General features: G+C 62.4%; 20 protein-coding genes, 1 tRNA gene and 1 pseudogene. 16 read left to right on the top strand and 6 right to left on the bottom strand.

Translation table 11 applies throughout. The features are described 5' to 3' along the window. Nucleotides 1–198: 198 nt before the first annotated feature. The 9 genes from ACWTU9_RS10530 (at nt 199) to ACWTU9_RS10570 (ending at nt 11,296) form a co-directional block, all read left to right on the top strand. On the top strand, nt 199–1,131 hold the full coding sequence (locus ACWTU9_RS10530) for a lysylphosphatidylglycerol synthase domain-containing protein (protein WP_455858222.1): 933 nt from the start codon (nt 199–201) through the stop codon (nt 1,129–1,131). A gap of 148 nt (nt 1,132–1,279) precedes the next feature. Then, a tRNA-Gln gene (locus ACWTU9_RS10535) sits at nt 1,280–1,353 on the top strand. Nucleotides 1,354–1,727: 374 nt separating this feature from the next. After that, nucleotides 1,728–2,258 (top strand): DnaJ domain-containing protein, encoded by a 531-nt coding sequence (locus ACWTU9_RS10540; RefSeq protein WP_454589367.1) that lies wholly within the window; start codon nt 1,728–1,730, stop codon nt 2,256–2,258. Nucleotides 2,259–2,493: 235 nt separating this feature from the next. After that, complete coding sequence (locus ACWTU9_RS10545) at nt 2,494–3,111, top strand: hypothetical protein (protein ID WP_455858223.1); 618 nt, start codon at nt 2,494–2,496, stop codon at nt 3,109–3,111. 343 nt (nt 3,112–3,454) lie between these two features. Further along, nucleotides 3,455–3,952 (top strand): hypothetical protein, encoded by a 498-nt coding sequence (locus tag ACWTU9_RS10550; RefSeq protein WP_455858224.1) that lies wholly within the window; start codon nt 3,455–3,457, stop codon nt 3,950–3,952. A gap of 340 nt (nt 3,953–4,292) precedes the next feature. Then, complete coding sequence (locus ACWTU9_RS10555) at nt 4,293–7,634, top strand: M10 family metallopeptidase C-terminal domain-containing protein (RefSeq protein WP_455858225.1); 3,342 nt, start codon at nt 4,293–4,295, stop codon at nt 7,632–7,634. A gap of 191 nt (nt 7,635–7,825) precedes the next feature. Further along, nucleotides 7,826–8,218, top strand: a complete 393-nt coding sequence (locus ACWTU9_RS10560) for a hypothetical protein (protein WP_455858226.1) — start codon at nt 7,826–7,828, stop codon at nt 8,216–8,218. 34 nt (nt 8,219–8,252) lie between these two features. Further along, complete coding sequence (locus ACWTU9_RS10565; RefSeq protein WP_455858227.1) at nt 8,253–9,989, top strand: type I secretion system permease/ATPase; 1,737 nt, start codon at nt 8,253–8,255, stop codon at nt 9,987–9,989. Continuing rightward, nucleotides 9,986–11,296, top strand: a complete 1,311-nt coding sequence (locus ACWTU9_RS10570; protein ID WP_455858228.1) for an HlyD family type I secretion periplasmic adaptor subunit — start codon at nt 9,986–9,988, stop codon at nt 11,294–11,296. Before ACWTU9_RS10565 ends, ACWTU9_RS10570 begins: the two co-directional genes overlap by 4 nt. 63 nt (nt 11,297–11,359) lie before the next feature. Here ACWTU9_RS10570 and ACWTU9_RS10575 read toward each other — a convergent pair whose 3' ends face one another. The 3 genes from ACWTU9_RS10575 to ACWTU9_RS10585 all read right to left on the bottom strand — a co-directional run bounded on the left by ACWTU9_RS10575 (nt 11,360) and on the right by ACWTU9_RS10585 (nt 13,814). Beyond that, nucleotides 11,360–12,793, bottom strand: a complete 1,434-nt coding sequence (locus ACWTU9_RS10575; RefSeq protein WP_455858229.1) for an aldehyde dehydrogenase family protein — start codon at nt 12,791–12,793, stop codon at nt 11,360–11,362. Nucleotides 12,794–12,943: 150 nt separating this feature from the next. Continuing rightward, nucleotides 12,944–13,327, bottom strand: coding sequence for an ACT domain-containing protein (locus tag ACWTU9_RS10580; RefSeq protein ID WP_454576740.1), 384 nt, complete (start codon nt 13,325–13,327; stop codon nt 12,944–12,946). Nucleotides 13,328–13,352: 25 nt separating this feature from the next. Further along, the gene (locus ACWTU9_RS10585) at nt 13,353–13,814 is read right to left on the bottom strand and encodes a GNAT family N-acetyltransferase (protein ID WP_455858230.1); all 462 of its coding nucleotides are present in this window, start codon (nt 13,812–13,814) and stop codon (nt 13,353–13,355) included. 342 nt (nt 13,815–14,156) lie between these two features. Between ACWTU9_RS10585 and ACWTU9_RS10590 the strand changes: the two genes are divergently transcribed. Continuing rightward, nucleotides 14,157–15,227, top strand: a complete 1,071-nt coding sequence (locus ACWTU9_RS10590; protein WP_455858231.1) for a YeiH family protein — start codon at nt 14,157–14,159, stop codon at nt 15,225–15,227. On the opposite strand, the gene ACWTU9_RS10595 is transcribed toward ACWTU9_RS10590, so the two are convergent. Next, nucleotides 15,224–15,721: a GAF domain-containing protein gene (locus ACWTU9_RS10595; protein WP_455858232.1), complete on the bottom strand. Its 498-nt coding sequence runs from the start codon at nt 15,719–15,721 to the stop codon at nt 15,224–15,226. The genes ACWTU9_RS10590 and ACWTU9_RS10595 overlap by 4 nt on opposite strands. Before the next feature lie 131 nt (nt 15,722–15,852). On the opposite strand from ACWTU9_RS10595, the gene ACWTU9_RS10600 reads away from it, so the two are divergent. From ACWTU9_RS10600 to ACWTU9_RS10625, 6 genes and pseudogenes are all read left to right on the top strand, one after another. Continuing rightward, nucleotides 15,853–16,812: a GlxA family transcriptional regulator gene (locus ACWTU9_RS10600; protein ID WP_455858233.1), complete on the top strand. Its 960-nt coding sequence runs from the start codon at nt 15,853–15,855 to the stop codon at nt 16,810–16,812. 174 nt (nt 16,813–16,986) lie between these two features. Beyond that, the gene (locus ACWTU9_RS10605; protein WP_455858234.1) at nt 16,987–18,291 is read left to right on the top strand and encodes a M24 family metallopeptidase; all 1,305 of its coding nucleotides are present in this window, start codon (nt 16,987–16,989) and stop codon (nt 18,289–18,291) included. After that, nucleotides 18,292–18,969 (top strand): isochorismatase family protein, encoded by a 678-nt coding sequence (locus tag ACWTU9_RS10610; protein WP_455858235.1) that lies wholly within the window; start codon nt 18,292–18,294, stop codon nt 18,967–18,969. 8 nt (nt 18,970–18,977) lie between these two features. Then, nucleotides 18,978–19,931: pseudogene (locus tag ACWTU9_RS10615) on the top strand (alpha/beta hydrolase); the annotation flags it as partial. A gap of 382 nt (nt 19,932–20,313) precedes the next feature. Beyond that, nucleotides 20,314–21,954: an ABC transporter substrate-binding protein gene (locus tag ACWTU9_RS10620; protein WP_455858236.1), complete on the top strand. Its 1,641-nt coding sequence runs from the start codon at nt 20,314–20,316 to the stop codon at nt 21,952–21,954. A gap of 123 nt (nt 21,955–22,077) precedes the next feature. Further along, on the top strand, nt 22,078–23,763 hold the full coding sequence (locus tag ACWTU9_RS10625) for a hypothetical protein (protein WP_455858237.1): 1,686 nt from the start codon (nt 22,078–22,080) through the stop codon (nt 23,761–23,763). A 14-nt stretch (nt 23,764–23,777) separates the two neighbouring features. Here the strand turns inward: ACWTU9_RS10625 and ACWTU9_RS10630 are convergent, their stop codons facing one another. Both ACWTU9_RS10630 and ACWTU9_RS10635 read right to left on the bottom strand, forming a co-directional pair. Next, complete coding sequence (locus ACWTU9_RS10630; RefSeq protein WP_455858238.1) at nt 23,778–24,638, bottom strand: hypothetical protein; 861 nt, start codon at nt 24,636–24,638, stop codon at nt 23,778–23,780. Between the two features lie 15 nt (nt 24,639–24,653). Further along, nucleotides 24,654–25,523, bottom strand: coding sequence for a hypothetical protein (locus ACWTU9_RS10635; protein ID WP_455858239.1), 870 nt, complete (start codon nt 25,521–25,523; stop codon nt 24,654–24,656). Nucleotides 25,524–25,578: the final 55 nt, after the last annotated feature.

Consider the following 25,578-nt stretch of genomic DNA (forward strand, 5'->3'; position numbering starts at 1 on the left):
GACCCGATCACCAAGAGCAGCGGGTCAAATTTTGCCGGCATCATGCAGCGGCAATGCTTTTGGGGTGGAATAGCGCGGCTTGTCCGGTTGAATAGCCGGCTTCAATGAGGCATTTCTGAAATGAGGGGTAGTGTTGGTGAATCGCGGGTTTTTTCGCGCCCGCCTGGGCGATGGGCAGCAACGCATGACGAGAACTCCATGAACTGGAGGCGCTATCTGTGGCCGGTCATCGGCATTGCAGCGGTGATCTTCTCGCTGCTGTTGCTGTGGCATGAGCTGCGCGGCATTTCGCTCGACGATGTCTGGGACGGCATCGTCGCCATCCCGACGCGCGGCTGGGTTCTGGCGGCGCTGAGTGCGGTGGTCGCCTATGCTTCGCTCGCCGGTTACGACCACATCGCGCTGCTGCACATCGGCAAGAAGGTGTCGTGGTTGTTCGTCACCTTCTGCTCCTTCACCACCTACGCGCTGTCGCACAACATTGGCGGGTCGGTGTTGTCGGGCGCCGTGATCCGCTACCGCGCCTATGGCACCAGGGGGCTCACCGGCCAGGATGTCGGCATATTGGTGGCGATCTGCTGGATCACCTTCGTGCTCTCCAGCCTGCTGGTCGGCGGCCTGGTGCTGGTGTTCGAGCCGCAGATCATCGGCCGCTTCTCCGGCGCCCCGCATCACGGGCTGTCGATCGCAGCCGGCCTCGCTTTGCTCATTCTGGTCGGCTCCTATATCTTCGGCAGCTGGCTGCATCTGAAGCCGCTGAAAATCGCCGGCTTCCAGCTGCACTATCCGGCGCTGCAAATCGTGGCGCGGCAATTGCTGATCGGTCCGATCGAACTTTTGGCAGCGGCTGCGATCATTTTCTTTGCCCTGCCCGTGGCCGGCAATCCCGGCTATTTCGTCATCCTCGGCGTGTTCCTGGTGTCGTTCTCCGTTGCGCAGATCTCGCATGCGCCCGGCGGGCTCGGCGTGTTCGAGGTCGTGTTCCTGGCCGGCCTGTCGCAGATGGACCCGGTTGGCGTGCTGGCGGCACTGCTGGTGTTTCGCCTGTTCTACCTGATCATCCCGCTGCTGATCGCGCTTGGCGTGGTGCTGTTCTTCGAGCACTCGCAATACAGCCGAACGGAGAGCTGAGGATCACGTTGGACGCCGGCGCCGCCCCAGCGCGCCTGCCCTGATGAAACTCAGAGATTGAAACGCAGCGCAGGCTTGACTATTTTCCGGCGGCGGCTACAAGGCACGCGCGGCTGCTTCGGCGGCCCACCCGCGCAACAGCGCGTGCTGGGGAATAGGTTAACGGTAGACCCACGGACTCTGACTCCGTTAGTCCTGGTTCGAATCCAGGTTCCCCAGCCAAGCCATCTCCTTGAATTTCCTGCAAAACTTCCTGTGAGAAAACTTGGAAGAACAGGAACACGCAATGGACATCGGACGCACCGAAACCGGCACAGCCGAGGCTATCACTTTGTCGGCTTCCGCAATGACCGCTATTTCGCTGCAGCGTTCATCCATTGGAACACCACTAGGCCGGCCGCCTGCCGCTGATAACTAGGCCAGCGCGTTTATTGCCTTGCCGGTACCGGCTTAGGCCGGGACCAAAGTCCGGCTTGTGGCTGGCCTCAAGCCAGCGCAACATCGCTGAGAAACCCGACGGTTGACGGCCTGGATCGCAACAGATAAGGCGGCCCAGGCTTTTGGTTTTTCGGGGCGATGTTTGAGGGAGCAGCGCATTGTTCGTCGATTACTACGAACTCTTGGAGATCAGCCCGAACGCCAACTCGGAGACGCTTGAGCGAATATTCCGCTATTTTGCGATGCGCTATCATCCCGACAATCAGCAAACCGGAAATGAAGCCCGCTTCAGTGAAATAGTAGAAGCACACAACGTCCTGAAAGATCCGGTCAAGCGCGCGCAGTACGACATCTCCTATCGAGAGCATGCCGGGCTGCACATTCAATTGGTGGAGGAAGCAAGCGACGCCAAGGGCGTTCAGAAGGACGCCGTGGTTCAGGCCAAACTGCTTTCTCTGCTCTATGTGAAGCGCCGCCAGGATGTCAGCAACCCCGGCATTGGCGACGTCGAAATCGAACGCTTGTTAGGCTGTCCGCGAGAGCATCTCGAATTCCATCTCTGGTACATGAAGGCGAAGGGGTGGATCGCAAGAATTGAGAACGGGACAATCGCGATCACGGTTGAAGGCGTCGACCGCGCCGATTCCGAACTGCGTCGCGATACCAGCATTCGGCTCCTGGGACCGTAGAACACTGAACCGTTGACCTGGGCTATTTGCAGGTCCGGCGGGACCGCAGCGAGGCTGTGTTCAAACAGGGATTCACATCATCGATGCGGTTCGATCCAGAATCTGGCATGGAGGCGCTATTCGATGACCTCTCGAACGCCTTGAGCCTGGCAAGAGTGCCGGAGCGAAGAAGATCGTTGGCCGCTGGTGCGTCTACTGGCTAAGCTTGGTACAGCTTCCTGCACAAGGCCAAATCATGCCCACCGATAGCCAGTACATTTTCGAGAGCGTCGCCCAAGGATGCGTGACGCTTTCCGATGACGAGTTCGTCATCGACAGGCTGGTGAAATATGTCGGCAATGGCAGGATCCGGTGGCACGTCGAACTGCGTGGGCATCGCGTCGAGCTGACCACCGGGCAGATCAAAAAGCAGCCGACCTTCCGCAGGAAAATCCTCGAACAGGCTGGTGTGCTGCCGCCCCAGCGTGCCGGCGCCGACTACCGGCGATGGGCACTCGATCTAAGGAGGAGCGCCATCGAGCTTCCCTGGCGCGACAGGCCGGTCGATGCCGGTTTTGCCATCGACAGGCTCGCCAGCCACGGCGATGGGCGCTGGACGGTCGAATACCAGGGCAAGACCATCAACTTCACGACGACCAAGCTGCGCAGGCAGCTCAGTTTCCGCAAACGTATGCTGGCCAAGGCCAGGGTGCTGCCGCCCGAACTGGCCCCGGCCGCCTATCGCAAGTGGATGGACTGGCTCATTCAAAACGCCACAGAGGCGGCACCGCAGGCCGGCGAAACCTCGATCACAGAGAAGAGCTGGCTTGACGACCTGCCGGAGCTGGCCGGCTGGGAAGACGAGGCACCGTAAGGGACCGACTAGGGCAGCGGCATATCGGAATGCCCACCAAAACTGCCCAGCGATAAGCGCCTGTTTGGCCAGGCATTCCCGCGGCAGGAATTTGGTCGCCGCCCAGGCCGGCGGCCGGCGCCGCTCATCCAAGAGATTGCCTGAGGAGGCGCCGGCCAGGCGGGCATTGGGGTACCCGCCGTCGCTACATTAGTACTGGCGCATGGATCTGACATCGCGCGAACGTGGAAGGCCGGCGCCGCGGCACTACAGCAATTTTTCCCAAGACCCTGAGCGCGCAACGCTGCAGTGATTGTGGCGCCGATGTTCCAGTGTTTTGGCGCAGCTTGCCGTGGAGACAATCATGACGACGTTTCTCACCGCCCTCGGATCTGAAGGTCCCGCGGCCGACCGGGCAAGAGACATGGATCTCTATGGATGGTTGATTGGCAGCTGGGACATGGAGACGCTCCACCACCGCAAAGACGGCACGCTTCAGAAATGGGATGGCGAATGCCATTTCGGCTGGGTGCTGGAAGGCCGCGCCATTCAGGACATCTGGATCAGGCCAAGGCGACCTGCCCCTTCCACCATGTATGGCACGACCTTGCGCATCTTCGATCCCGGGATCGGCGGCTGGCACATCATCTGGAGCGATCCGCTCAACCAGGACTATTCGCGCCAGATCGGGCGGGCCGACGGCAAGGACATTGTCCAGATCGGCACCGACTCGCGCGGTCTCCAGGCCCGGTGGCGGTTCACCGAGATCACCGCCGACAGCTTTCACTGGATCGGCGAGGAGAGACGCGCGGAGAGCGCCCCCTGGCGCGTGACGTATGAGCATTTCGCGCGCCGTTCCTGAAGCACGCCTGCGCGTTCGCCGCCAGCTGTATCAGCCGGCCGTCTGGTGCCCAGCACCTTGGCTTTGCCGGCTGGGCTGAAGTGGGGCGAGGTACAAAACGTATATTAGCGCGAGCGCAAATAACACCAAGCGAGTATCTCAAAGTCCATCGAGTTAAGCGCGCCAAATAATCTCATATGTATTGAGCGCGAACAGAGGCTAGACAAGCGAAGATTCCAATAGCATTGTCGGCATTGGGACGGGGCTCGACCGGCAAGCGCAAACGATGCTTGTCGGTGGTTGGCACAAGCTAAACCGTACAGCCGTAATTGCCACGGTTGTAAGACAAGGAGTCCCAACGATGCCGAACCCAAGCCAGACCAGCGATCAATGGTGGGTCAACGACCAGACGCCGGATAATCCGTATGGCAAAAGCGAAGATTACGGCGCCTTCCTCGACTACCTCGGAGCGCTGGACCGGTCGCTGACGCCGGAGATCGCGGCGGGAACGCTTCGGATCAATGTCTCTGACCTCAACGACCATCCCGAGTACAAGGCCGCCGCGATCGGCGCCTTGCAGATGTGGGCCAGTGTCACCCCTCTGAAGTTCGAAATCGTCGACAATGCGCCATACAATAGCGCAACGGACTGGATGCAGGTTGTCAGCCCGGAACTGGGCGAGGAGGACGACGGCAGCGCCTATTCCAACGACCGCTATGTCAGCATAGGTCAGCGTTTCCACGACACCGAGCACAACAAGACCGATATTGGCGGCTATGTGTTCGATTCCTTCATCCATGAATTCGGCCACGAGTTCGGCCTGAACCATCCCGGCCTCTACAATTACAGCGGTCCCGGCGGCGTACAGATCAATTATCTGAACAATGCGACCTGGACCTACGACCGTCAGCAATACAGCGTCATGTCCTATTTCGACGGGATCGATGTCGGCGAACCCACCCGCTGGTCGGCGGCAACGCCGATGATGGCCGACATCGAAGCCGTCATCCGCCGCTTTTTCTCGACCGTCGACGAGAACGGAGTGCGCACCTACCAGCATATCGACCTCAACACGGGCGACAACGTCTACGGCTTCGGCAGCACACAATATGGCTACCAGCTGACCTCCTCGGGCATGCAGCACGATGTCGGTTTTGTGATCCATGACACCGGCGGAACCGACACGATCGACTTCTCGGGCTCCACGGCCGGCACGATCCTTGACCTGCGCGCCGGACAGTTCTCCAGCGTCAACGGCCACAGCAACAATGTGTCGATCTTTGCCGGCCACAACGCCGATGGCACCGACTATTACATCGAGAACGGCATCGGCAGCAGCCATGACGACGTCCTGATCGGCAATGACGGAGACAACGTGCTGGATGGCCGCGGCGGCGGCGACCGCATGGCTGGCAATGGCGGTGACGACACCTACTTCGTCGATTCCCTCGACGACATCGTGCGCGAAGAAGCCGATGGCGGGGACGACACGGTCATCCTGATGTCCAGGAGCCTGCGGATCGGCAAAATCGCCAACGTCGAACACATCATCTACGCCGACGAGTCGACACCCCAGCCGGGAGATGGCGGCGGCGAAACGCCTCCCATCATCGGCGACAACACGATGACCAGCGTCATTATCGGCGACAATGGGAATAACACGCTCGACGGCGGCGCCGGCAACGACACGATCTTCGGCCAGGGTGGCGATGACCTCATCATCGGCGGCCGCGACTCGCTCGCCAGCCGCGACATCAACAACACCATCGACGTCGCCGACCTTCCCGACCAGACCGAGAGCGACGACGGCAACGACACGCTCTATGGCGGCAATGGCAACGACACCATCCTCGGCGGCCAGGGCAACGATATTCTCGACGGCGGCAACGGCGACGATACGCTGAGCGGCCAGGATGGCGTCGATATATTCAGGGGCGGCGCGGGCGTCGACACGGTCGACTATAGCAAGGAGAGCCCCTTCCAGCTGCTCGTCAACCTCGAGACGGACGTTGCCAATGGCGGCACCGGCACGGGCGACACCTTCTACAGCATCGAGAACCTGATCGGGTCCGATGACCGCATCGACCGTTTCATAGGCACGTCCGCGGCAAATCATTTCTGGGGCCGGGGCGGCGGCGACTACTTCAATGGCGGCGGCGGCAACGACATACTGGATGGCGGCAATGACGGCGACATCCTCTACGGTGAAGGCGGCAACGACACGATCATCGGCGGCGCCGGCCAGGACTATCTGGATGGCGGCGCCGGTATCGACACGGTCGTCTACGAAGGCAGTTCCTCGGGTGTGACGATCGACCTCGCCAATGGCACGGCCAACGGCGGCGACGGCGATGGCCCGGTGCAGATCGTCGGGCGCGGCACCGTGATCCGGCACGACATCCTCGTCGGCTTCGAAAACGCCGTCGGTTCATTCTTCGACGACCATCTGATCGGCAACGCCCAGGCCAACAAACTTTCCGGCGGCGCGGGCAACGACACGCTGACCGGCGGCGGCGGCGCCGATATATTGAATGGCGGGGCAGGCAGCGACACGGCGGACTATGCGGACGCGACCAGTGGGCTCAGCCTCAGACTGGGTGGCGGCAAATCCGGCGGCGACACCTATATCTCGATCGAAAATCTGGCCGGTTCTGGCTTCAACGACCACCTGACGGGCGACGGCTCGGCCAATGTGCTGACCGGCCAGGGCGGCGCCGACACGATCGACGGCGGCGGCGGCGATGACACCCTGCTCGGCGATTTCGCCTATCAGGGCGATGCTCCGCCACGCCCGGGTATGGGCACCGGCTACGCCACCCTCGGACCGGACGCGACGAACAATTCGACCTCAACTGCCTTCGACATCTCGAACAACTTCTCGCTGGCCGCCGACCCCGACATTTTCGATTCGACGACCACGCTTCACACGACCGTCAACGCCACCGGAAACGGCCTGGGCGCGTATTACAGCGTCAACTTGGCGGCCGGCACGATCATCACCATCGACATCGATGGAATTGCCGACCCCAACGTCCATGACAGCATCGTCAGGCTGCTGGACAGCGATGGCAATGTCGTTGCCCAGAACGACGATGGCGGCGACGACCCCGGCTCCACAAATGGCAGGGATTCGAGCACGAGCTTCATCGTTCAGGAAACCGGAACCTACTATATTCTGGAAGGCCGCTGGTCGGACACGGCTCCGGGGGATGGCTGGGTGGAAGAGGTGCCGGTGGGCTCGACATACAAGGTGAACGTATCGGTCGAATTCCCGCCAGCACCAGCTCAGCCGGGCGTTGCGGGCGCCGATACGCTCAACGGTGGCAGCGGCAACGACCTTTTGGATGGCGGGCTGGCTGCCGACACGCTGACCGGCGGCGCGGGCCAGGACTATTTCCGCTTCTCGACAGAACTCGGGAACGGCAATATCGACTGGATCAAGGACTTCAAGGTCGCCGACGATACGATCCTGCTGGACAACCTGATCTTTGCCAGTGTTGGCGGCGACGGCGCTCTTGCCCTGGGCTCATTCTACAAGAGCGCAGCCGGTGCTGCTCATGATGCCGACGACCGCATCATCTACGACACCGACAGTGGAATATTGTCTTACGACGCCGATGGTTCCGGACAGGAAGCAGCCATTCAATTTGCGCACCTGAATACAAATCTGGATCTTTCGGCTGCAGACTTCATTGTCATCTAACGCGATACCAGGAGGGGTGCTTCCAGGCATCCCTCCTGAATCGCGTCGCGTTGAAACGGATAGAGGCGACGCGTTTTTAGTCTTCGGTTTTGTGCATGCCCCGGGTCACGTTTGGGCAACATGCATTGGTACGACGCTGGTCACTCCTGTGCAGTTGGCACAGGTAACGCAGCGAAAAAGGGAGAGCACGGATGACCGACCGCCGCACAGTGTTGATGGCCGCCGGGGTCGCGGCTGTCGCCGCGGCCGCCGGGGCAGCGGCTGCGCAATCGACAGATATTCATGGCGCAGTCACCTTCGTGGGCGGCAAAACTATCCCGGAAGGCCATCTCGAGATCTATCTCGAGGATCCCGCCATTCAGGACAGTGCGCGACGTCGCGCCGCGAAAACCAGCCTCAAAAGCGAGGGCGGCTCAAAGACGATAGAATTTTCCCTGCCCCTGCCCGCAAGCTCGACTGCTTCACCAACGCTGCAGGTCGTTGCGCGCCTGGAGCGTGCCGACGGCTGGCTGGTGGCCAGGGGCAGCGCCCGGTTCGAGGCCGGCTTGCCCGTCCATGTCACACTCAAGGCAGTTACGTATTGAGGGGCGAGATGCCATATCCTGATTGCGAGCCTGCATGCAGCTGACGCCATCGCCGCCGCTTACGCTGGTCGGAATTCTGTCGTCCTTTCGACGTGCTTTTTCGGGCATTGTCCTGATGAGCGGGGTCGTCAACGTGCTGACCCTGACGGGCTCGTTCTTCATGTTGCAAGTCTATGACCGGGTCGTTCCGGGCCGCAGCGTGCCGACGCTGGTCGGCCTGGCGGTGCTTGCGGGAACACTGTTCGTGTTTCAGGGGGTGCTGGAGCTGATCCGCTCTCGCCTGATGGTGCGACTGGGACAGGGGTTGGACGCAAAGCTGAGCCCGTCCGTTTATTCGGCGCTGATGCGCCTCCCGCTGCGCGCCAAGCCTTCCGGTGACGGACTGCAGCCCTTGCGGGATCTGGACCAGGTTCGCGCCTTTATCGGCAGTGCCGGACCGACCGCGCTGTTCGACCTGCCATGGATGCCGCTCTATATCGGCATCTGTTTTATTTTTCATTTCTGGATCGGCGTTACCGCGCTTGCCGGCGCCGTTGTCCTGTTTGCACTGACGCTTCTTGCCGAATTCCGGACCCGCGGCCCGACAAGGGTCGCCGGACAGCACGCAGCCGTCCGAAGCACGTTGGCCGAGGCGACAAGGCGCAATGCCGAAGCCATGCAGGCCATGGGTTTTGGTGGGCGTATCGCCGAGCGCTGGCATGCCGTCAATGCCGAGTACCTGAACGCCCATGCGGCGGCCAGCGATGTTGCGGGAACGCTTGGCACGATTTCCAAGATCCTGCGATTGATGCTGCAATCCGCCATGCTGGCGATCGGCGCTTATCTGGTGATCAAGCAAGAGGCGACCGGCGGCATCATGATCGCAAGCTCGATCATGATGGGCAGGGCGCTGGCTCCGATCGAACTGGCGATAGCGCATTGGAAGGGTTTCATTGCGGCGCGGCAAAGCTGGGCACGCCTGAAGCAGCTGTTGGCTGCGCTGCCGGAAGGCGCAACCGGCGTAACCCTGCCCGCGCCGGTCAGCACGCTGGTGGTTGAGAATGTCAGTGTCGCGCCACCGGGCGAACAGAAGCCGGCGGTGTGGGATGCCAGTTTTTCACTGGCCAAGGGATCGGGCCTGGGGGTCATCGGTCCGAGCGCTTCCGGCAAATCGTCGCTGGTGCGTGCGCTTGCGGGTGTCTGGCTGCCGGCGCGGGGCGCCGTGCGGCTGGACGGCGCGACGCTTGACCAGTGGCCGAGCGAGGAGCTCGGCAAACATATCGGCTATCTGCCGCAGGATGTGCAGCTGTTCGACGGAACGATTGCGCAGAATATCGCCCGCTTCGACCCGGATGCGTCATCCGACATGGTGCTTGCGGCGGCCAAGGCCGCCGGCGTGCATGATCTCGTGGTGCATCTGGCCGACGGTTACGACACAAGAGTCGGCGAAGCTGGTGCTTCGCTGTCGGCCGGGCAACGGCAGCGTATCGCCCTTGCGCGCTCCCTCTATGGCGATCCGTTCATGGTCATCCTGGACGAGCCGAATTCCAATCTCGATGCGGACGGTGAAGTGGCCTTGTCCGCCGCCATCCAGGGCATCAGAGACCGCGGCGGCATCGTTATCGTCGTCGCGCACCGATCCACTGTCCTGGCCAATGTCGATACGGTGCTGGTGATGGCCAATGGGCATGTGCAGGCCTTCGGTCCTAAGGATGAGGTGCTGAACAAGGTTTTCCGAACGGCAGCACCTCTCAAGGTCGTTGCCGCCACGGAGAGAGGCATTCCGGCATGAGCGAGGACAGAAGCGCTTTGCATCACAGGCAGGTCCACCGCTATCTCGTGGCCGGGGTTGCTACCTGTCTGCTGCTTGTCGGAGGTGTTGGCGGCTTGGCGGCCGTGACCAAAATGTCGGGTGCGGTGATCGCAGCTGGTCGGCTGGTGGTCGATTCCAATGTAAAGAAGGTGCAGCATCCGACGGGCGGCGTGGTCGGCGAGATCAGGGTGCGTGAAGGCGACCGGGTCAAAGCCGGCGATATTCTGGTGCGCCTGGATGAGACGGTAACGCGCGCCAACCTGGCGATCGTCTCAAAAGGTCTGGATGAGTTTTATGCACGGTTGGCGCGCCTGGAGGCAGAGCGTGACGGCAAGGACACGATCAGCTTTCCGGAGGTTTTGACATCGCGGCGCGACGAAGCTGGTGTCGCCGCATCGATGGCCGGAGAACAATCACTGTTCGATTTCCGGCGCCAGGCTCGATCTGGCCAGAGATCGCAATTGCGCGAACGGATCGCCCAGTTGACGCAGGAGACGGCCGGCCTGACCGAGCAGCTGCAGGCCAAACGCCGCGAGATCGAGCTGATCCAGATCGAGCTGGAGGGCGTGCGGTCCCTGTGGCATCGCAAGCTGATAGGGATCGAGCGCATGACGGCGCTGGAACGGGACGCGGTGCGGCTCGAAGGCGAGCATGGGCAGTTGACGGCGGGAATTGCCCAGGTGAAAGGCAAGGCGTCCGAGATCGAACTGCAGATCATCCAGATCGACCAGGATCTTCGCAGCGAGGTCGCGACCGATTTACGCGAAACGCAAGGAAAGATCTCCGAGTTCGTCGAACGCAAGGTCGCGGCCGAGGATCAGTTGAAGCGCATCGATCTGCGCAGCCCGCAGGATGGCGTGGTGCTGCAGCTGGCCGTGCATACGATTGGCGGCGTGATCACGCCCGGCGAACAGGTCATGCAGATCGTGCCGGTAACGGACGACCTGACGGTTGAAGCGCATGTTGCACCGCAGGACATCGACCAGGTCACGATGGGCCAGAATGCGATCTTGCGCCTGTCGGCCTTCAATCGGCAAACCACGCCGGAACTGACCGGAACGCTGTCGCGGATCTCGGCGGATCTCACCACCGAAGAGCGCACCGGAGCAGCCTTCTATGTTGCGCGGGTGACGCTGCCGAAAACCGAGGTCGCCAAGCTGCACGGGCTGGCGCTGGCGCCGGGCATGCCGGCCGAGGTGTTCTTCCCGACGGGCGATCGGACGATGCTTTCCTATCTGGTGAAGCCGCTGTCGGACCAGATCGAGAAAGCTTTCCGGGAAGAGTGACGCCGCACTTTTGAGAGCTGAGGCACCCGGGACCGGCTGGTTGCCGATCCCGAGGGCTAGTCCCTACTCCGCCGCCTCGTAGCCTGCGATGCCCTTGATCTCGAGGAAATCCTCGAGCCCGTATTCGGCGTATTCGCGGCCGTTGCCGGATTGCTTGTAGCCGCCGAAAGGCAGGCCGGCGTCCCACTGCGGATAGTTGATGTAGACATTGCCGGTGCGCATGCGAGCGGCGACGTCGCGGGCCTTCTGGATGTCCTTGGCCTGGATGTAGGAGGCCAGCCCATAGACAGTGTCATTGGCGGTGCCGACCGCCTCTTCGACGGTGTCATAAGGCATGATCGCCAGGACCGGCCCGAAGATTTCTTCCCTGGCGATGCGCATGTCCGGCGTGACGTCGGCAAACACGGTCGGGCGGACGTAATAGCCGCGGTTGAGCTCGGCCGGGCGGCCGGGGCCACCGGCGACCAATGTCGCACCTTCGTCGATGCCGACCTGGATCAGGTCCTGAATCTTGTCGAACTGAAGCTGGCTGACCACCGGGCCGAGCTTGGAACCGGCGGCATCAGCGGGGCCAACGGTGAATTTTTCCGCCGCCGTTTTGGCATAGGAGGCCGCCTCGTCATGGCGGTCGCGCGGCACGAACATGCGCGTCGGCGCGTTGCAGGACTGGCCTGAGTTGCTGAAGCAGCCGGCGACGCCCTTGCTGACGGCCTTTTGCAGATCGACATCAGGGAACAGGATGTTGGCCGACTTGCCGCCAAGTTCCTGATGCACGCGCTTGACCGTGTCGGCCGCCGCCTTGGCCACAAGAATGCCTGCTCGGGTCGAGCCGGTGAACGACATCATGTCGATATCGGGGTGGCTGGACAGCGCCTGGCCGACGCCCGGGCCGTCGCCATTGACGAGGTTGAAGACGCCCTTCGGCACGCCGGCCTCGTCGATGATCTCGGCGAAGATGATGGCGTCGATCGGCGCGATTTCCGAGGGCTTCAGCACCATGGTGCAGCCGGCGGCGAGTGCCGGACCGACCTTGCAGGTAATCTGGTTCAGCGGCCAGTTCCACGGCGTGATCAAGCCGACGACGCCGATCGGCTCCTTGACGATCAGGGACGAGCCCTTGACGTGTCGGAATTCGAACGATTTCAGCACTTCGGCGATCTTCATGAGATGCGCGAGGCCAATGCCGACCTGGCTGTCGAGCGCCATCTGGCGCGGCGCGCCCATCTCGCGCGACACGGCCAGCGCCAGATCGGCGCTGCGCTTCTTGTAGACCTCGATGATGCGATTGAGGATGTCGAGGCGTTCCTCGGCCGAGGTGAAGCCGTATGTATCGAAGGCGCGTTTTGCCGCGGCCACTGCCTTGTCGACATCGGCCTTGGAGCCGAGCGAAATCTGCGCGAAGGCATCCTCGTTGGAGGGGTCGATGACATCGAAACTGTTGGGCACGACCGGATCGACCCAGGCGCCATCGATATAGAACTGCAGATTGTGAGACATGGACTTCTCCCTGGGGGTCGCCAGCAAATGTGGGGTGATCGTCGTATTCTTCTAGAGATAACGATGCGCAAACGGTGCTGTCAAACGCCAGCGCCACATGCAAGGGTCCAAGCGATTGAGCCAGACCTGAGGCGGTCGCGACTGCAAGCGCTAAAGCAGTGTATGGCCGGCGTCTGTCAGAAGAACGGCGGCCCTTGGCGCATCAGCGGCCTTCACCAGCAGATGGTCGCCGTCGAAGGTCGATACCAGGAAAATGCCCAGTTCGTTTTCCGACAATGGCTTTATCACCGACAGCACGATGCCTGTTTCGTCGAAGGCGAAGGGACCCTGGAGTTTCAGGGCGACCCAGTCCCTGTCGTGCTTCACGCCGTCCGGGACCCGCTCCTGAAGGCAAACGACCGAAAGCTCGTCTTCGGTCCTGGTGATGCTGACGAAGCCCGGTCCGTCAGCCCAGCCGGGAATGCTGTCTTTTGCTTCGAGGCGCGAAACCGCATACCGCCCCGGGAGTGGCTTCAACCGGACCCTGATTGCCATCCGATCCTCCTCTGTTTGTCGGCGATCACGCCAGCCTCTTGCTCATATAGACCGTCATGCCATTCATGAACGGCTCTTCACGGTCGATCGTATAACCGTGCTTCTTGTAAAGCGACACATTGGCTGCGAAGGCGCCATTGGTCAGCAGGCGCAGTTCGAACCGGCCGGCCTCGCGCGCCTTCTGCTCGGCCCGCTCCAGCAACAGCCTGCCGATGCCCCTGCCCTGTGCGTCCGGAGAAACGCAGACATTCTCGATCCACAGGTGATCGTCGACCAGCACGGTTTCGATCATGCCGACAATACGGTCGCCCTCGACGGCGAGATCGAAGGGATGTTCAACAACCGCCCTGTCATAGTCGGCGCGCATCGGCATCGGCTCGCGGCCGATCACCGGCACCCATCTGGCATAGGCGGCGCGCACGATCTCTCTGACGGCCGCAGCGTCCGTCGGCTCGGCCGGCCGAAACCGGATGGAAGAATTGGTCATAGCAAGGCTCCAGACATGAAAAACCCGCCGGCAATTATCGCGGCGGGCTGGAAACGAACGAACCGGATTTATTGGGCCGGTCTTTGTCGTCGCGCCTTGCCGCTCCGCAGTGTGCAAGGGCGGCGTCGCTCGGCGATGGCGATCGAGAAGACCAACATGACGCCAGGCTGAAGCAGGAACATTGGCGCGTCAAGATTTTGGAATTGGCCCAGCCTGTCCGACACAGTGGCACTTGGCCAATCCCTATCATTCGTAAAAATCGATCATTCCAACCAAAACAATTCGTTGGAAAGATTGGTTCTGGAATGGCATTCTCTCGGGATGCCCGCCTGGAGAATTGCATTGTCTTCCGTTACCCACATCGCGAACGATATTCCGAAAAGCCTGATTTCCGCCGATCTGGCCGCGGGCCGCAAGCGGCTCGACCAGGTGTGGAACGGCATCATTCCCGGCATCGTGCTGGTGGCGATGATCACGGCGGTCGCCTTCTCCGCTCACAATGTCTCCGGCTTTGCGCTGTTCAGCCCGATGATCCTCGCCGTCGTCGCCGGCATGATCTATTCCAACGTGCTCGGCACCCCGGCGCATGCCAAGGCTGGCATCGCCTTCTCGCAAAAGCGCCTGCTGCGCTTTGCCATCGTGCTGCTCGGCTTCCAGCTGACGCTTGGCCAGGTCGTTTCCATCGGCGCCGGCGGCGTCGGCATCGTGGCCGCCACGCTTGGCGCGACCTTCCTGTTCACCATCACGCTCGGACGGCTGCTCGGCGTCGACCGCAAGCTGGCGCAGCTGATTGCCGCCGGCACATCGATCTGCGGTGCCTCGGCCATTGTCGCCACCAACATCGTCACCGATGCGCGCGACGAGGACGTCACCTACGCCGTCGCCTCGATCACGCTGTTTGGCACAATCGCCATGCTCGGCTTCCCCCTGCTGGCGCCTCTGCTCGGCCTCGACCAGCATGCGTTCGGCCTGTGGGCCGGCGCCTCGATCCACGAGGTGGCGCAGGTCATCGGCGCCGGTTTCCAGAACGGCGCCCAGTCCGGCGAGATCGCCACCGTCGCCAAGCTCACCCGCGTCGCCATGCTGGCGCCGATGGTCATCGCGCTCGGCATGATGGCGCGGCGCAAGAGCAACCGGTCAAGCGATCAATCCGGGGCGCGGCCGCCGATGCCGTGGTTCGTCGCCGCCTTCATCGCCGTCGTGGCGCTGAACAGCCTGGTCACGGTACCGGCCGAAGTGAAGTCGGCGATGGCGCTCGGCACCACCATGATGCTGACCATGGGGCTTGCCGCCATGGGCCTGCAGGCCAACATTTCGCAGCTGCGCTCGCGCGGCCTGCGCCCGCTGGCGCTCGCCTTCTCGGCCTTCCTGTTCATCGGTTGCTTCAGCCTGATGCTGGTGAAGTTCGCTTAATCCTCGAACGAACTCGCCGCGACATAGATCGCGGCCAGCGCCTCGATGCCGGCCTGGTCTTCCTTGTCGAAGCGGCCGGGCGTCGGGCTGTCGAGGTCGATCAGGCCGAAGACACCGTCATTGTCCCTGAGCAGCACGACCAGTTCCGAGCGCGAGTCCGCGTCGCAGGCGATATGGCCGGCAAACTCGTGCACATCCTTGACCAGCATCGACATTTCGAGATCGATCGCGGTGCCGCACACGCCCTTGCCGACGGCAATGCGCACGCAGGCCGGCTTGCCCTGGAACGGCCCGAGCACCAGTTCCTCGTCGGAGGCCAGGAAGTAGAAACCGGCCCAGTTGAGATCGGGCACCATCTGGAAAATCAGCGCCGATGTGTTGGCTGCATTGGCGACCGAGTCGCTCTCGCCGTCCAGCAGCGCCTTCAACTGGGTGGCCAGTTCGCGGTAGAAGGCCGGCTTGTCGGTGCTGTCGATGGTCTGGGCCGCAAACATGTCTCGTCTCCGTTGCCGGCGAGCCAACAAGCCCGCTATATCACCTGTCTGCCACCAATGAGGCGCCCGGGAAATACACAATTGTGAATACCGCCCATGCCAGCCCCTTGGCCAGCCGGAGACACGAGCGCATGTCGCCAGCAGCGCATGAAGCCCCTCTCACCTTCGCCGTGCTGGTCTTTCCCGGCTTTCCGATGATGGCGTTTTCTTCGGTGATCGAGCCGCTGCGTGCCGCCAATGTGCTGGCCAAGCGCGATTGCTACCGCTGGGTGATCGTCGGCGCCGCCGAAGGTCCGGTCGAGGCGTCCAACGGCGTCGTCATCCAGCCCGGCTTTGCCGCCGGCAATGCGCCGAAGGTCGACCGCATCGTCGTCTGTTCGGGCGGCAATGCGGACTTGCTTGTCGCCGACGACGCGGTTGCCTGGATGCGCAAGAGCCTGCGGGGCGGCGCCCATATCGGCGCGGTGGCCGATGCGGCGTTCTTCCTCGCCCGCGCCGGCCTGCTCGACGGCCACGCCTGCACCTTGCACTGGACCAGCCAAGCGGCCTTCACCGAGGCATTCCCGGACATCGAGCTTCGGCGCGATCTCTACGTCATCGACCGCAAGCGCTTCACCTCGGCAGGTGGCGTCGGCAGCCTCGACATGATGCTGGAGATCATCACCGGCGACTATGGCGCAGAACTCGCGGCCGGCGTCGCCGAATGGTTCGTGCACAGCCCCTTGCGCTCGAGTGTCGACCGCAAGCTGATGCCGCTCAGACTGCGCACCGGCGTCCAGAACGAGCTGGTGTTGTCGGCCATCGCCATCATGGAGGATGCGGTCGAGGAGCGGCTCGGCATGACGGAGCTGGCGGCAAGGCTCGGCGTCTCCTCCGACAAGCTCGAGCGCAATTTCCGCTCGGAGCTCAGCATTTCGCCCAACGGCTACTACCGGCGGCTGAGGCTGCGGCGCGCTGCGGATTTGCTCGCGCATTCGACGCTGATGGTGCGCGACGTGGCGCTGGCGTGTGGGTTTGCCTCGATGTCGAGCTTTGCGAGGGCTTTCCGCGAAGAACATGGGCATGCGCCGAAGGCGATGCGAAGGCATTAGAATGCTACGAAACGCCAACCTTCTATTCGTCATCCTAGGGCGGAGCGACGCGAAGCGGAGCGCAGACCCCAGGATGACGAATTCATAGGTGCGGCATTCCGCACGACATCTGCGGATTCCCGCACAGCCATTCTGCGGCGCCCGGCTATGTTCGAGCCTTCAGGAGGCGCAACCATGAGCATCGTCGTTTTCGACCCCGACAGCACCGAGGATGTGGATTTTAGGGATCGCATGCGCCACCCGGCCGCGGCTGATTCTGCCGGCGGCATGTGGCTGTCGGACACCGAGCCGTCCTTCATCGATGCCGACGCGCTGCGCAAGGGACGGCTTGCCAAACTGCGCGGCTGGATGCGCGAGGCCGGCTATGGTGGCGTCGTCCTCTTCGACCCTTACAACCAGCGCTACGCCACCGGCTCGCGCAACATGTTCGGCTATTTCCTGCGCAACTCGACGCGCTATTTCTTCATCCCGACAGACGGGCCGATCGTGCTGTTCGAATATCCGCAGAGCTACCACGTCTCGATGGTGCTCGACACGATCGACGAGGCGCGGCCGTCCAAGCTGGTGTGGTCTTCGGTGTCGGGCCGCGACGACGAGACCGCCGGCCCCTTCGCCGACGAGATCGCCGAGCTTTTGAAGAAGCACGGCGGCGGCTCGATGAAGCTCGGGCTCGACCGCTGCAGCCATCTGCAGGCGCTGGCGCTGGAAAAGCGCGGCTGCGAGGTGAGAGACTGCCAGGGTGAGATCCTGGCGGTGCGGGCGGTGAAAACACCCGAGGAAGTAAAATGCCTGCAGGTGTCGATGGCCGGAGCCGAAGCCGCTGTCTACGCCGTGCGCGAGGCGATCAAGCCCGGCGTCTCCGAAAACGACCTGTTCGCCATCATGTATGGCGAGGTCATTCGGCAAGGCGGCGAGTTCATCGAGACCCGGCTGCTGACCTCGGGACAGCGCACCAACCCGTGGTTCAACGAGGCCAGCGGCCGCAAGATCCGGCCCGGCGAATTGCTGGCGCTCGATACCGACACCATCGGCTGCTATGGCTATTATTCCGATTTTTCCCGCACCTTCCGCTGCGGGCCGGGCAAGCCGACCGACTATCAGAAATCGCTCTACCGGATGGCGCACGACCAGGTTCAGCACAACATTTCGATCGTCAGGCCCGGCATGGCGTTTCGCGAGATCGCTGAAAGAGCGTGGAAAATCCCGGACCGATTCGTCGACCAGCGCTATACCTCTGTGATGCACGGCGTCGGCATGCATGGCGAGACGCCGTTCATTGCGCACGCCATGGACTACGAGACTTACGGTCGCGACGGCATTATCGTGCCCGGAATGGTGGTCAGCGTGGAAAGCTATATCGGCGAGAAAGGCGGCCGCGAGGGCGTCAAGCTGGAGGACGAGATCCTGATCACCGAGACCGGCACCGAATTGCTGTCGCGCTTTCCCTATGAGGACGAGTTTCTGGCAGGGGCCGCCTAGATGAAGGCACCGATCTCGATCAGACGCGGCACGGTGGCCGCGGTGTTTATCGACCTCCAGGAGGAGCATCGGCAGGACAGGCGCTATCTGGTCGAAGGTTATGGCGAGGTGCTGGCCAACGTCCAGCGCCTGCAGGCGGCGGCGCGGCGCAACTTCGTGCCGCTCTACCACTGGGCCTATATCGTCGATACCGCCAAGGCGCGGCCGTTCCACCCGCTCGATGCCGACGGCAAGTCCGCCTTTTCCGACAAGAGCGATCCGCTGACGGAGATCTGCAGAGAGGTGGCGCCGGCCAATGGCGAGGCGTTGCTGATCAAGGCAGAGGCCAGCGCCTTCCGTTCGGGGCCGGCGGCGCGCGACCTCAAATCCGGCGGGATCGAGTGGCTGATCGTCGCCGGCGTGTGGACCGAGGCCTGCGTCGACGCCACGGTGAAGGACGCGGTGGCATCCGGCTTTCGCGTGCTGCTGGTCAAGGATGCCTGCGGCAGCGGCAGTGCCGCCATGCACCAGACCGCCATCCTCAACCTTGCCAACCGGCTATATGGCGGCGCCGTCACCAACACACTCGACGCCTGCCGGCTGATGGCGGGCGACACGGTCGATGCATGGCAGGTCGAGGGCTCGGTGCCGCTGCGCTTCACCTTTGAAAACGCCGGACGGCTCTACGGCGAACTCTGAGGCACAGGATGGGCACGCTCCACCAGCTTAAGACAGCCGGGCGTGGGAAATACGCCGCAAGGCTCGACCCGGCGCTGTGGGACTATATCGACCAGGTCAACGACTGGTATCCGCCTGAAATCGGCGAACTACCGATTGCCGAGCAGAGGTCCGTGTACGACGCGATGTGCCGTGCCTTCCATCTCGGCTACCCCACGGGCGTCACCGCAAACGATGGCATAATTGCGGGCGACAATGGGCCAGCCATTCCCATCCGTTACTACCGGATGGCGGGCAAGCCGGTGCGCGCAATCATCGTCTACTATCATGGCGGCGGGTTTGTGCTGGGCGGGCTCGACAGTCATGACGACATCTGCGCCGAGATTTGCGCCGGCACCGGCTTCGACGTCGTCTCCGCCGACTACCGGCTGGTGCCGGAACATCGCCATCCGGCCGCCTTCGAGGATGCGCTTGCTGTCTTCGAATGGGCGGCGCAAACGACTGATCTGCCGATCGTGCTCGTCGGCGAAAGTGCCGGCGGCAACCTTGCCGCCGCGGTCGCGCATGCATCGCGTCGTCATCTGCGCCACGCTGTCGGCCAGGTGCTGATCTATCCCGGCCTCGGCGGCGACGAGACTGCCGGCTCTTACGTCGAACATGCGCAGGCGCCGCTGCTGACGCTGCGCGACATCGAGACCTATCGCACCATCCGCGCAGGCCCGGCGCAGTCGCGCGAGGACCCAACATTCTCGCCGCTGGAAGACAGCGATTTTTCCGGCCTGCCGCCGACCGTCATCGTCACCGCCGAGTGCGATCCGCTGTCGTCGGACGGCGAGACCTATCGCAACCGCATCCTCGCCGCCGGCGGCCGCGCCTGGTGGTACGAGGAGCCGCGGCTGGTGCACAGTTTTTTGCGCGCCCGCAAAAGTGTTCCGCGCGCCGGCGAGGCGTTTTTGTGCATCCTTGCGGCCATCGCCGCCGTCGCCGTGCTCGGCAAGAACGACGACGTGCTGATCTCCCCCTCGTGGGGGAGATGGCCGGCAGGCCAGAGGGGGGCGCGAAGGATCGCGGCCCCTCAATCTCCTAAATCAACGCGACGATTGCCCTGCGAAGGGACGCGCGTTGACAAGAAGGGCCGGCGGGACAGCGCCCCCTCTGTCCTGCCGGACATCTCCCCCACAACAATGGGGGAGATTGGCTGTACTCCGCGCTGCGGAGCAGCGCACAAGAATTGCGGAAACCCGAACATTTCCCGGTATCGGCCCGCTTTATCATCACCTGCTCAGGCAACGGCACCCCGACGGTCACATCCGCCCCCAAGCGGAGGTGACCTGTCGGGGGCGCTCAACAAAAGAGGGAACGACGATGAAATTCATGCTGACCGAGAGAGAATTGCACCCGCAAGCGAAACCCGTTGCCGATGATTTCAGGAAAGGCGGCGTCAACCGGCGCGAATACCTCGCCATCATGGCCGGCCTCAGTGTCAGCGCGGCCGGAGCGCTGGCGCTGGGCGGCCTTGCCTCCACGCCTGCCCGGGCCGAGGAGCCGAAGCGCGGCGGCACCTTGCGCGTCGCCATGAACGTCAAAGGGTTCAAGGACCCGCGCACTTTCGACGGCGTCGAAATGTCCAATGTCGCGCGCCACTGCAACGAATATCTGGTGCGCTGGAACCGCGACTTCGCCTTCGAGCCGTGGCTGCTGGAAAGCTGGGAAACCAGCGACGACGCCAGGACAATCACGCTGCATGTGCGCAAGGGCATCGCCTGGTCGAATGGCGACACCTTCAGCGCCGACGATGTCATCCACAATCTCACCCGCTGGTGCGATGCGTCAGTCGCCGGCAATTCGGTCGCCGCGCGCATGGGCGCGCTGGTCAATGCCGACACCAAGAAGCCGGTCGACGGCGGGATCGAGAAGGTCGACGACTTCACCGTAAAGCTCAATCTGCCGAAGCCAGACATCTCGCTGATTGCGGGGATGGCCGACTATCCGGCGCTGATCATGCACCGCTCCTATGAGGGCGGCGACGACCCGATGAAGGCGCTGGCGATCACCACCGGCCCCTGCGAACTGGTCAGCTGGAATGCCGAGACAAGTGCTGAGGTCAAGCGCAAGGAGAAGCCTTGGTGGAAAGGCGATTTCTATCTCGACGGCATCAAATGGGTCGATTACGGCTCCGACCCCAACGCCATGCTGTCGGCCTTCGAATCCGGCGAGATCGACACTGACCACGAAACCGCTTCGGATGCCGTGTCGCAGACCGAGCAGATGGGCTTGCTAAATTCCGAGATCGCCACGGGCTCGACCATCGTTGCCCGCTTCAACGTCGGCAACGCGCCCTATGACGACATCAAGGTGCGCCGCGCGGCCCAGCTTGCCGTCGACAATTCCGCCGTGCTGACGCTTGGTCTCGGTGGCCGCGGCAAGCCCGCCGACAACCACCATGTCGGCCCGATGCACCCTGAATTTGCCGATATCGGCCCGGCCAAACGTGACATGGACCAGGCGAAGAAACTGCTCGCCGAGGCCGGCAAGGCCGACCACGAGTTCGACCTCATCTCGGTCGACGTCGAATGGCAAAAGAGCACCGGCGATGCGATCGCCGCGCAGATGCGCGAGGCTGGCCTGAAGATCAAGCGCACCGTGCTGCCGGCCGCGACCTTCTGGAACGACTGGAGCAAATACCCCTTCTCCACCACCGAATGGCTCGGACGCCCACTCGGCGTCCAGGTGCTGGCGCTCGCTTACAAATCAGGGGCGGCTTGGAACGAAAGTGCATACGCCAACCAGGAGTTCGACGAACTCCTCGACAAGGCGCTGGCAACGCCGGATGCCGCCCAGCGCAAGGAGATCATGGCCAAGATCGAGGAGAATTTGCGCGACAGCGGCATCATCATCCAGCCCTACTGGCGCTCCGTCTACCGCACCTATCGCAAGGGCGTGCAAGGCTGCGAACAGCACCAGTCGCTGGAGCAGCACTTTGAGAAGGTGTGGGTGGAAAGCTGATCCCTCCCGGGACCCGTTGGGCCGGCGCGGTTCGGATGGGCCGCGCCGGAATGCTGTTTGCCATGTGCATGAATTTTGGCACAGATTGCGCCTGACCGACTTTCGGCTCAGAGCGAGTCAGACATGGACCACTTCGACCTCGGCACTTACCGGCGCCCCATCTCCACCGCCTCGGCAGAGACGCAGCGCTGGTTCGATATCGGGCTGAACTGGTGCTACGGCTTCAACCACGAGGAAGGCATCAAGTGCTTTGAGAAGGCGCTGGTATCAGATCCTGATTGCGCCTTCGTGCATTGGGGCATCGCCTATGCCGCTGGTCCCTTTTACAACCTGACCTGGAAGGAACACGGCAAGGACGAGGCGGACCGGGCGGCGCGGCGTTGCTTCGATCATGTGCAACTGGCGCGGGCCAATGCCTCCAGAGCCAGCGCGGTGGAGCAGCGGCTGATCGAGGCGCTGGCCGCCCGCTTCCAGCGGCCGCATGGCGTGACACCTGCGGAATTCGAGCAATGGGACAATGCCTATGCCGCCGCGATGCGGCAGGTTTATCGCGACTTTCCCGACGATCATGACGTGATGGCGCTCACCGTCGAGGCGCTGATGATGCGCACGGTCAGGCGGCTCTGGGATCTGAAGACCGGCAGACCGGCGCCGAACTCGGATGTGCTCGACGCACTGGAGGTCTGCGAGCGTTCGATCCGGCTATCGGACGAAGCAGGTACGACCCCACATCCGGCGATCCTGCACCTGCACATCCATCTGCTGGAAATGTCGACGCAGCCGGAACGCGGTGTGCGCTCGGCGGATTTGCTCGGCACCATGTGCCCCGATGCCGGCCACATGAACCACATGCCGGGGCATATCCATGTGCTGTGCGGCGAATACGAGAAGGCAAAGCTCGCCAGCGAAAAGGCGGTGCGGGCCAACGACCTCTACCTCGCCTATGCTAGTGAGACGACCTACTATCTGCTCGGCTGCTGCCACGACCTGCACCTGATGATGTTCACCTGCATGTTTCTGGGCCAGTATCAGCCGGCGTTGTGGGCGGCCGACAAGGTCCGCAGCCTGGTGGCGCGCGACGTGGTCGCCATCCCCGACCGGCCAAAGCTCACGCAAACCGTGGAGGGCTATCATGCCATGCGCGCGCATGTGCAGGTGCGCTTCGGCCGCTGGCAGGAGATCATCGATGAGCCGATGGTGGCGGAGCCGGAACTCTACGTGCTGACCACCGCCATGCAGCACTACGCCAAGGGCGTCGCGCACGCCACGTTCAAGCAATTTGCGGCCGCCGACCGCGAGCGCGAAAATTTTCGCAGGCGTGTCGAGAGCATCCCGCCGGAGCGGCGTTTTCTCAGCAATCCGACGCGGGCCTCGCTGGCCGTGGGTGCTGCCCTCCTCAACGGCGAGCTTGCCTATCACCAAGGCCGGCATGACGAGGCCTACACGCATCTGCGCCAAGCGGTCGAACTCGACGACAATCTGTCCTACACCGAGCCATGGGCCTGGATGCACCCTCCCCGCCATGCTCTGGCGGCACTGCTGCTCGACCAGGGCCACGCCGGCGAGGCCGAACAGGTCTATCGCGACGATCTGGGCCTCAGCGGCAAGGTGCAGCGTTGCGCCCAGCACCCGGACAATGTCTGGGCATTGCACGGGCTGGTCGAGTGCCTGAAACGGCGCGGCGAGAGCCTGGAGCTGATTGGTCTGCAGGCGAAACTGACCGCAGCTTCGGCCAAGGCGGATGTGGCAATCACCTCATCGTGCCTCTGCCGGCCGAGCGTGCAGACGGACCACGGGTGCTGTCATTGAAATGGCGGTTGCTCTCAGGAGAATATCTCCGCCAGATCTTCAACGCTCGTGCCTTCCTTGATCCGGCGCAGTTCGACGTAAGTGACTGCGACAGCAATCGATGTCACCAACCATACGATCGCCGAGACAAGTGAGCGTGGGATTGCGCCCGTGATCGCATCAGACGATGAAGCAATCGCAACTGGCGCAAATCCAGTACCGAAGAACAATCCCAACCGCAGGGCGACAATCAGCCCGAAACCTATCGAAGCCAGCCCGAATATCGGCCAGCGGTATCCTCTCGTCAGGGTGCGGCTGCGCAACATGGAAGCGTCTATTCCAAGGCGCTCCTGTACCGCCACCGGAAAAGCAACTGAAATTCCCAGCCCCCACATGACACAGGGCACGGTCAAGACAACGAAAGCGGCTAGCCCTCCATACGCAATGAACAAACCGGCGGCAAACATCACGTAACGCGCGACAAAAAACACAAGATAAATCACGAGGCCTATTCCCATGATCGGCAGGAAATGGCGCAGAGCTGCCCGAATACAGCCTCCGATCGACCGACGATTGCCATTGATGTCGTCAATCGCCGCCCTTGATAGCATCGCGAGACCCAAGAAATTCACAGCAATGCCCAGAAACCCGGAAACCATGGCCGAGCCCATATTGAGAACGATCGCCCAAGCGCTGTTGCCATATGCCTGCGCCAGATAGGCCAGCCCCGGCCAATACCAAAAGGTCCACAGATCGACCAGGACCAAAGGGAGGACAAAGAAAACTCCACTGACCGCCAGTGAGAGGATTACGTTCCGTCCTATGACGCCGACAGTCTTGCTGACGACCCTTCCCACTCGCAACTTTTCTGGCCCTGCGGCACCGCCCCCCGTCATGAAGTCTGCGCCCTCCTAGGAGAATATCTCCGCCAGTTCGTCGACGCTGGTGCCTTCCTTGACCTGGCGCAGTTCGACATAGGTGACTGCAATCGTCACCGACAGCACCGTCGAGAAGATGGTCGAGACAAGGCTGCTGCCGACCGCTGCGACAATGATTCCGATGCCGGTGATGCCGCCAGTCGAGGCGAGCCCCAGATTGATGAACAAGGAGAGCGCCGTCTGGATGAGCATTGCTGCCACGCCAATGATCAGCAAAAGCCAGAATATCGACCAACGGCTGCCCTTGGTCAGGGCTCGGCTGCGCGATATCGAGCCGAACACGCCAAGCCTTTCTTGAACCGCAATGGGGACAGAGACGGACACGGAAAGCAGCCAGATAAGAACCGGAATCAATGCCAGGGCGAGTCCGATCAGCCACCCGATAGGGGGAATGAGCCACGCAATGAAAACCATCACAAAGACAGCCACCACCAAGGCCAGAATAACCAGTATGCCGATGCCGAGTGTTGGGAAGAAGCTGCGCAAAGCTATCTGGATGCAGTCGCCGATGGCGGGACGCTTGCCGTTCAGATCCTCGATAGCTGCCCGCACCAACGCCGCTTGCACCAGCAGGGCCAGCACAAAAATGATCAGGCCAGCAATCAGCGTTGTGGCCGGATAGATCTCCACGGCCAAGGTTTCGAAATCCTCGGCGGTCCCGGAGTTCACAATACTGGCAAGCCGCGACAGGTTCCAAATGTTGTACAGCAGTGCAGGCAGGGTCGAAAAAAGTCCAACGACCACGGCAAGAAAGCCGAGATTGCGGCCGATTACCGCAAAGCCGTTGCTGAACACCCTGCCGATGCGGAATTTTTCCGGTCGTTGCTGCGCCAGTGACGTCACGATGCCCCCTGCCGTGACAAACGCCTTGGCCCGATCGGGCCAAGGCGGCGCCAAG

This window comes from Mesorhizobium sp. 128a (assembly GCF_053848025.1).

Bases quoted from the DNA above. Each gene is read 5' to 3' on its own strand.
- ACWTU9_RS10570 (WP_455858228.1), top strand. From the start codon at position 9,986: ATGAGCGAGGACAGAAGCGCTTTGCATCACAGGCAGGTCCACCGCTAT.
- ACWTU9_RS10605 (WP_455858234.1), top strand. From the start codon at position 16,987: ATGAGCATCGTCGTTTTCGACCCCGACAGCACCGAGGATGTGGATTTT.
- ACWTU9_RS10560 (WP_455858226.1), top strand. From the start codon at position 7,826: ATGACCGACCGCCGCACAGTGTTGATGGCCGCCGGGGTCGCGGCTGTC.
- ACWTU9_RS10610 (WP_455858235.1), top strand. From the start codon at position 18,292: ATGAAGGCACCGATCTCGATCAGACGCGGCACGGTGGCCGCGGTGTTT.
- ACWTU9_RS10555 (WP_455858225.1), top strand. From the start codon at position 4,293: ATGCCGAACCCAAGCCAGACCAGCGATCAATGGTGGGTCAACGACCAG.
- ACWTU9_RS10600 (WP_455858233.1), top strand. From the start codon at position 15,853: ATGTCGCCAGCAGCGCATGAAGCCCCTCTCACCTTCGCCGTGCTGGTC.
- ACWTU9_RS10630 (WP_455858238.1), bottom strand. From the start codon at position 24,638: ATGACGGGGGGCGGTGCCGCAGGGCCAGAAAAGTTGCGAGTGGGAAGG.
- ACWTU9_RS10620 (WP_455858236.1), top strand. From the start codon at position 20,314: ATGAAATTCATGCTGACCGAGAGAGAATTGCACCCGCAAGCGAAACCC.
- ACWTU9_RS10580 (WP_454576740.1), bottom strand. From the start codon at position 13,327: ATGGCAATCAGGGTCCGGTTGAAGCCACTCCCGGGGCGGTATGCGGTT.
- ACWTU9_RS10595 (WP_455858232.1), bottom strand. From the start codon at position 15,721: ATGTTTGCGGCCCAGACCATCGACAGCACCGACAAGCCGGCCTTCTAC.
- ACWTU9_RS10565 (WP_455858227.1), top strand. From the start codon at position 8,253: ATGCAGCTGACGCCATCGCCGCCGCTTACGCTGGTCGGAATTCTGTCG.
- ACWTU9_RS10625 (WP_455858237.1), top strand. From the start codon at position 22,078: ATGGACCACTTCGACCTCGGCACTTACCGGCGCCCCATCTCCACCGCC.
- ACWTU9_RS10530 (WP_455858222.1), top strand. From the start codon at position 199: ATGAACTGGAGGCGCTATCTGTGGCCGGTCATCGGCATTGCAGCGGTG.
- ACWTU9_RS10575 (WP_455858229.1), bottom strand. From the start codon at position 12,793: ATGTCTCACAATCTGCAGTTCTATATCGATGGCGCCTGGGTCGATCCG.
- ACWTU9_RS10550 (WP_455858224.1), top strand. From the start codon at position 3,455: ATGACGACGTTTCTCACCGCCCTCGGATCTGAAGGTCCCGCGGCCGAC.
- ACWTU9_RS10545 (WP_455858223.1), top strand. From the start codon at position 2,494: ATGCCCACCGATAGCCAGTACATTTTCGAGAGCGTCGCCCAAGGATGC.
- ACWTU9_RS10585 (WP_455858230.1), bottom strand. From the start codon at position 13,814: ATGACCAATTCTTCCATCCGGTTTCGGCCGGCCGAGCCGACGGACGCT.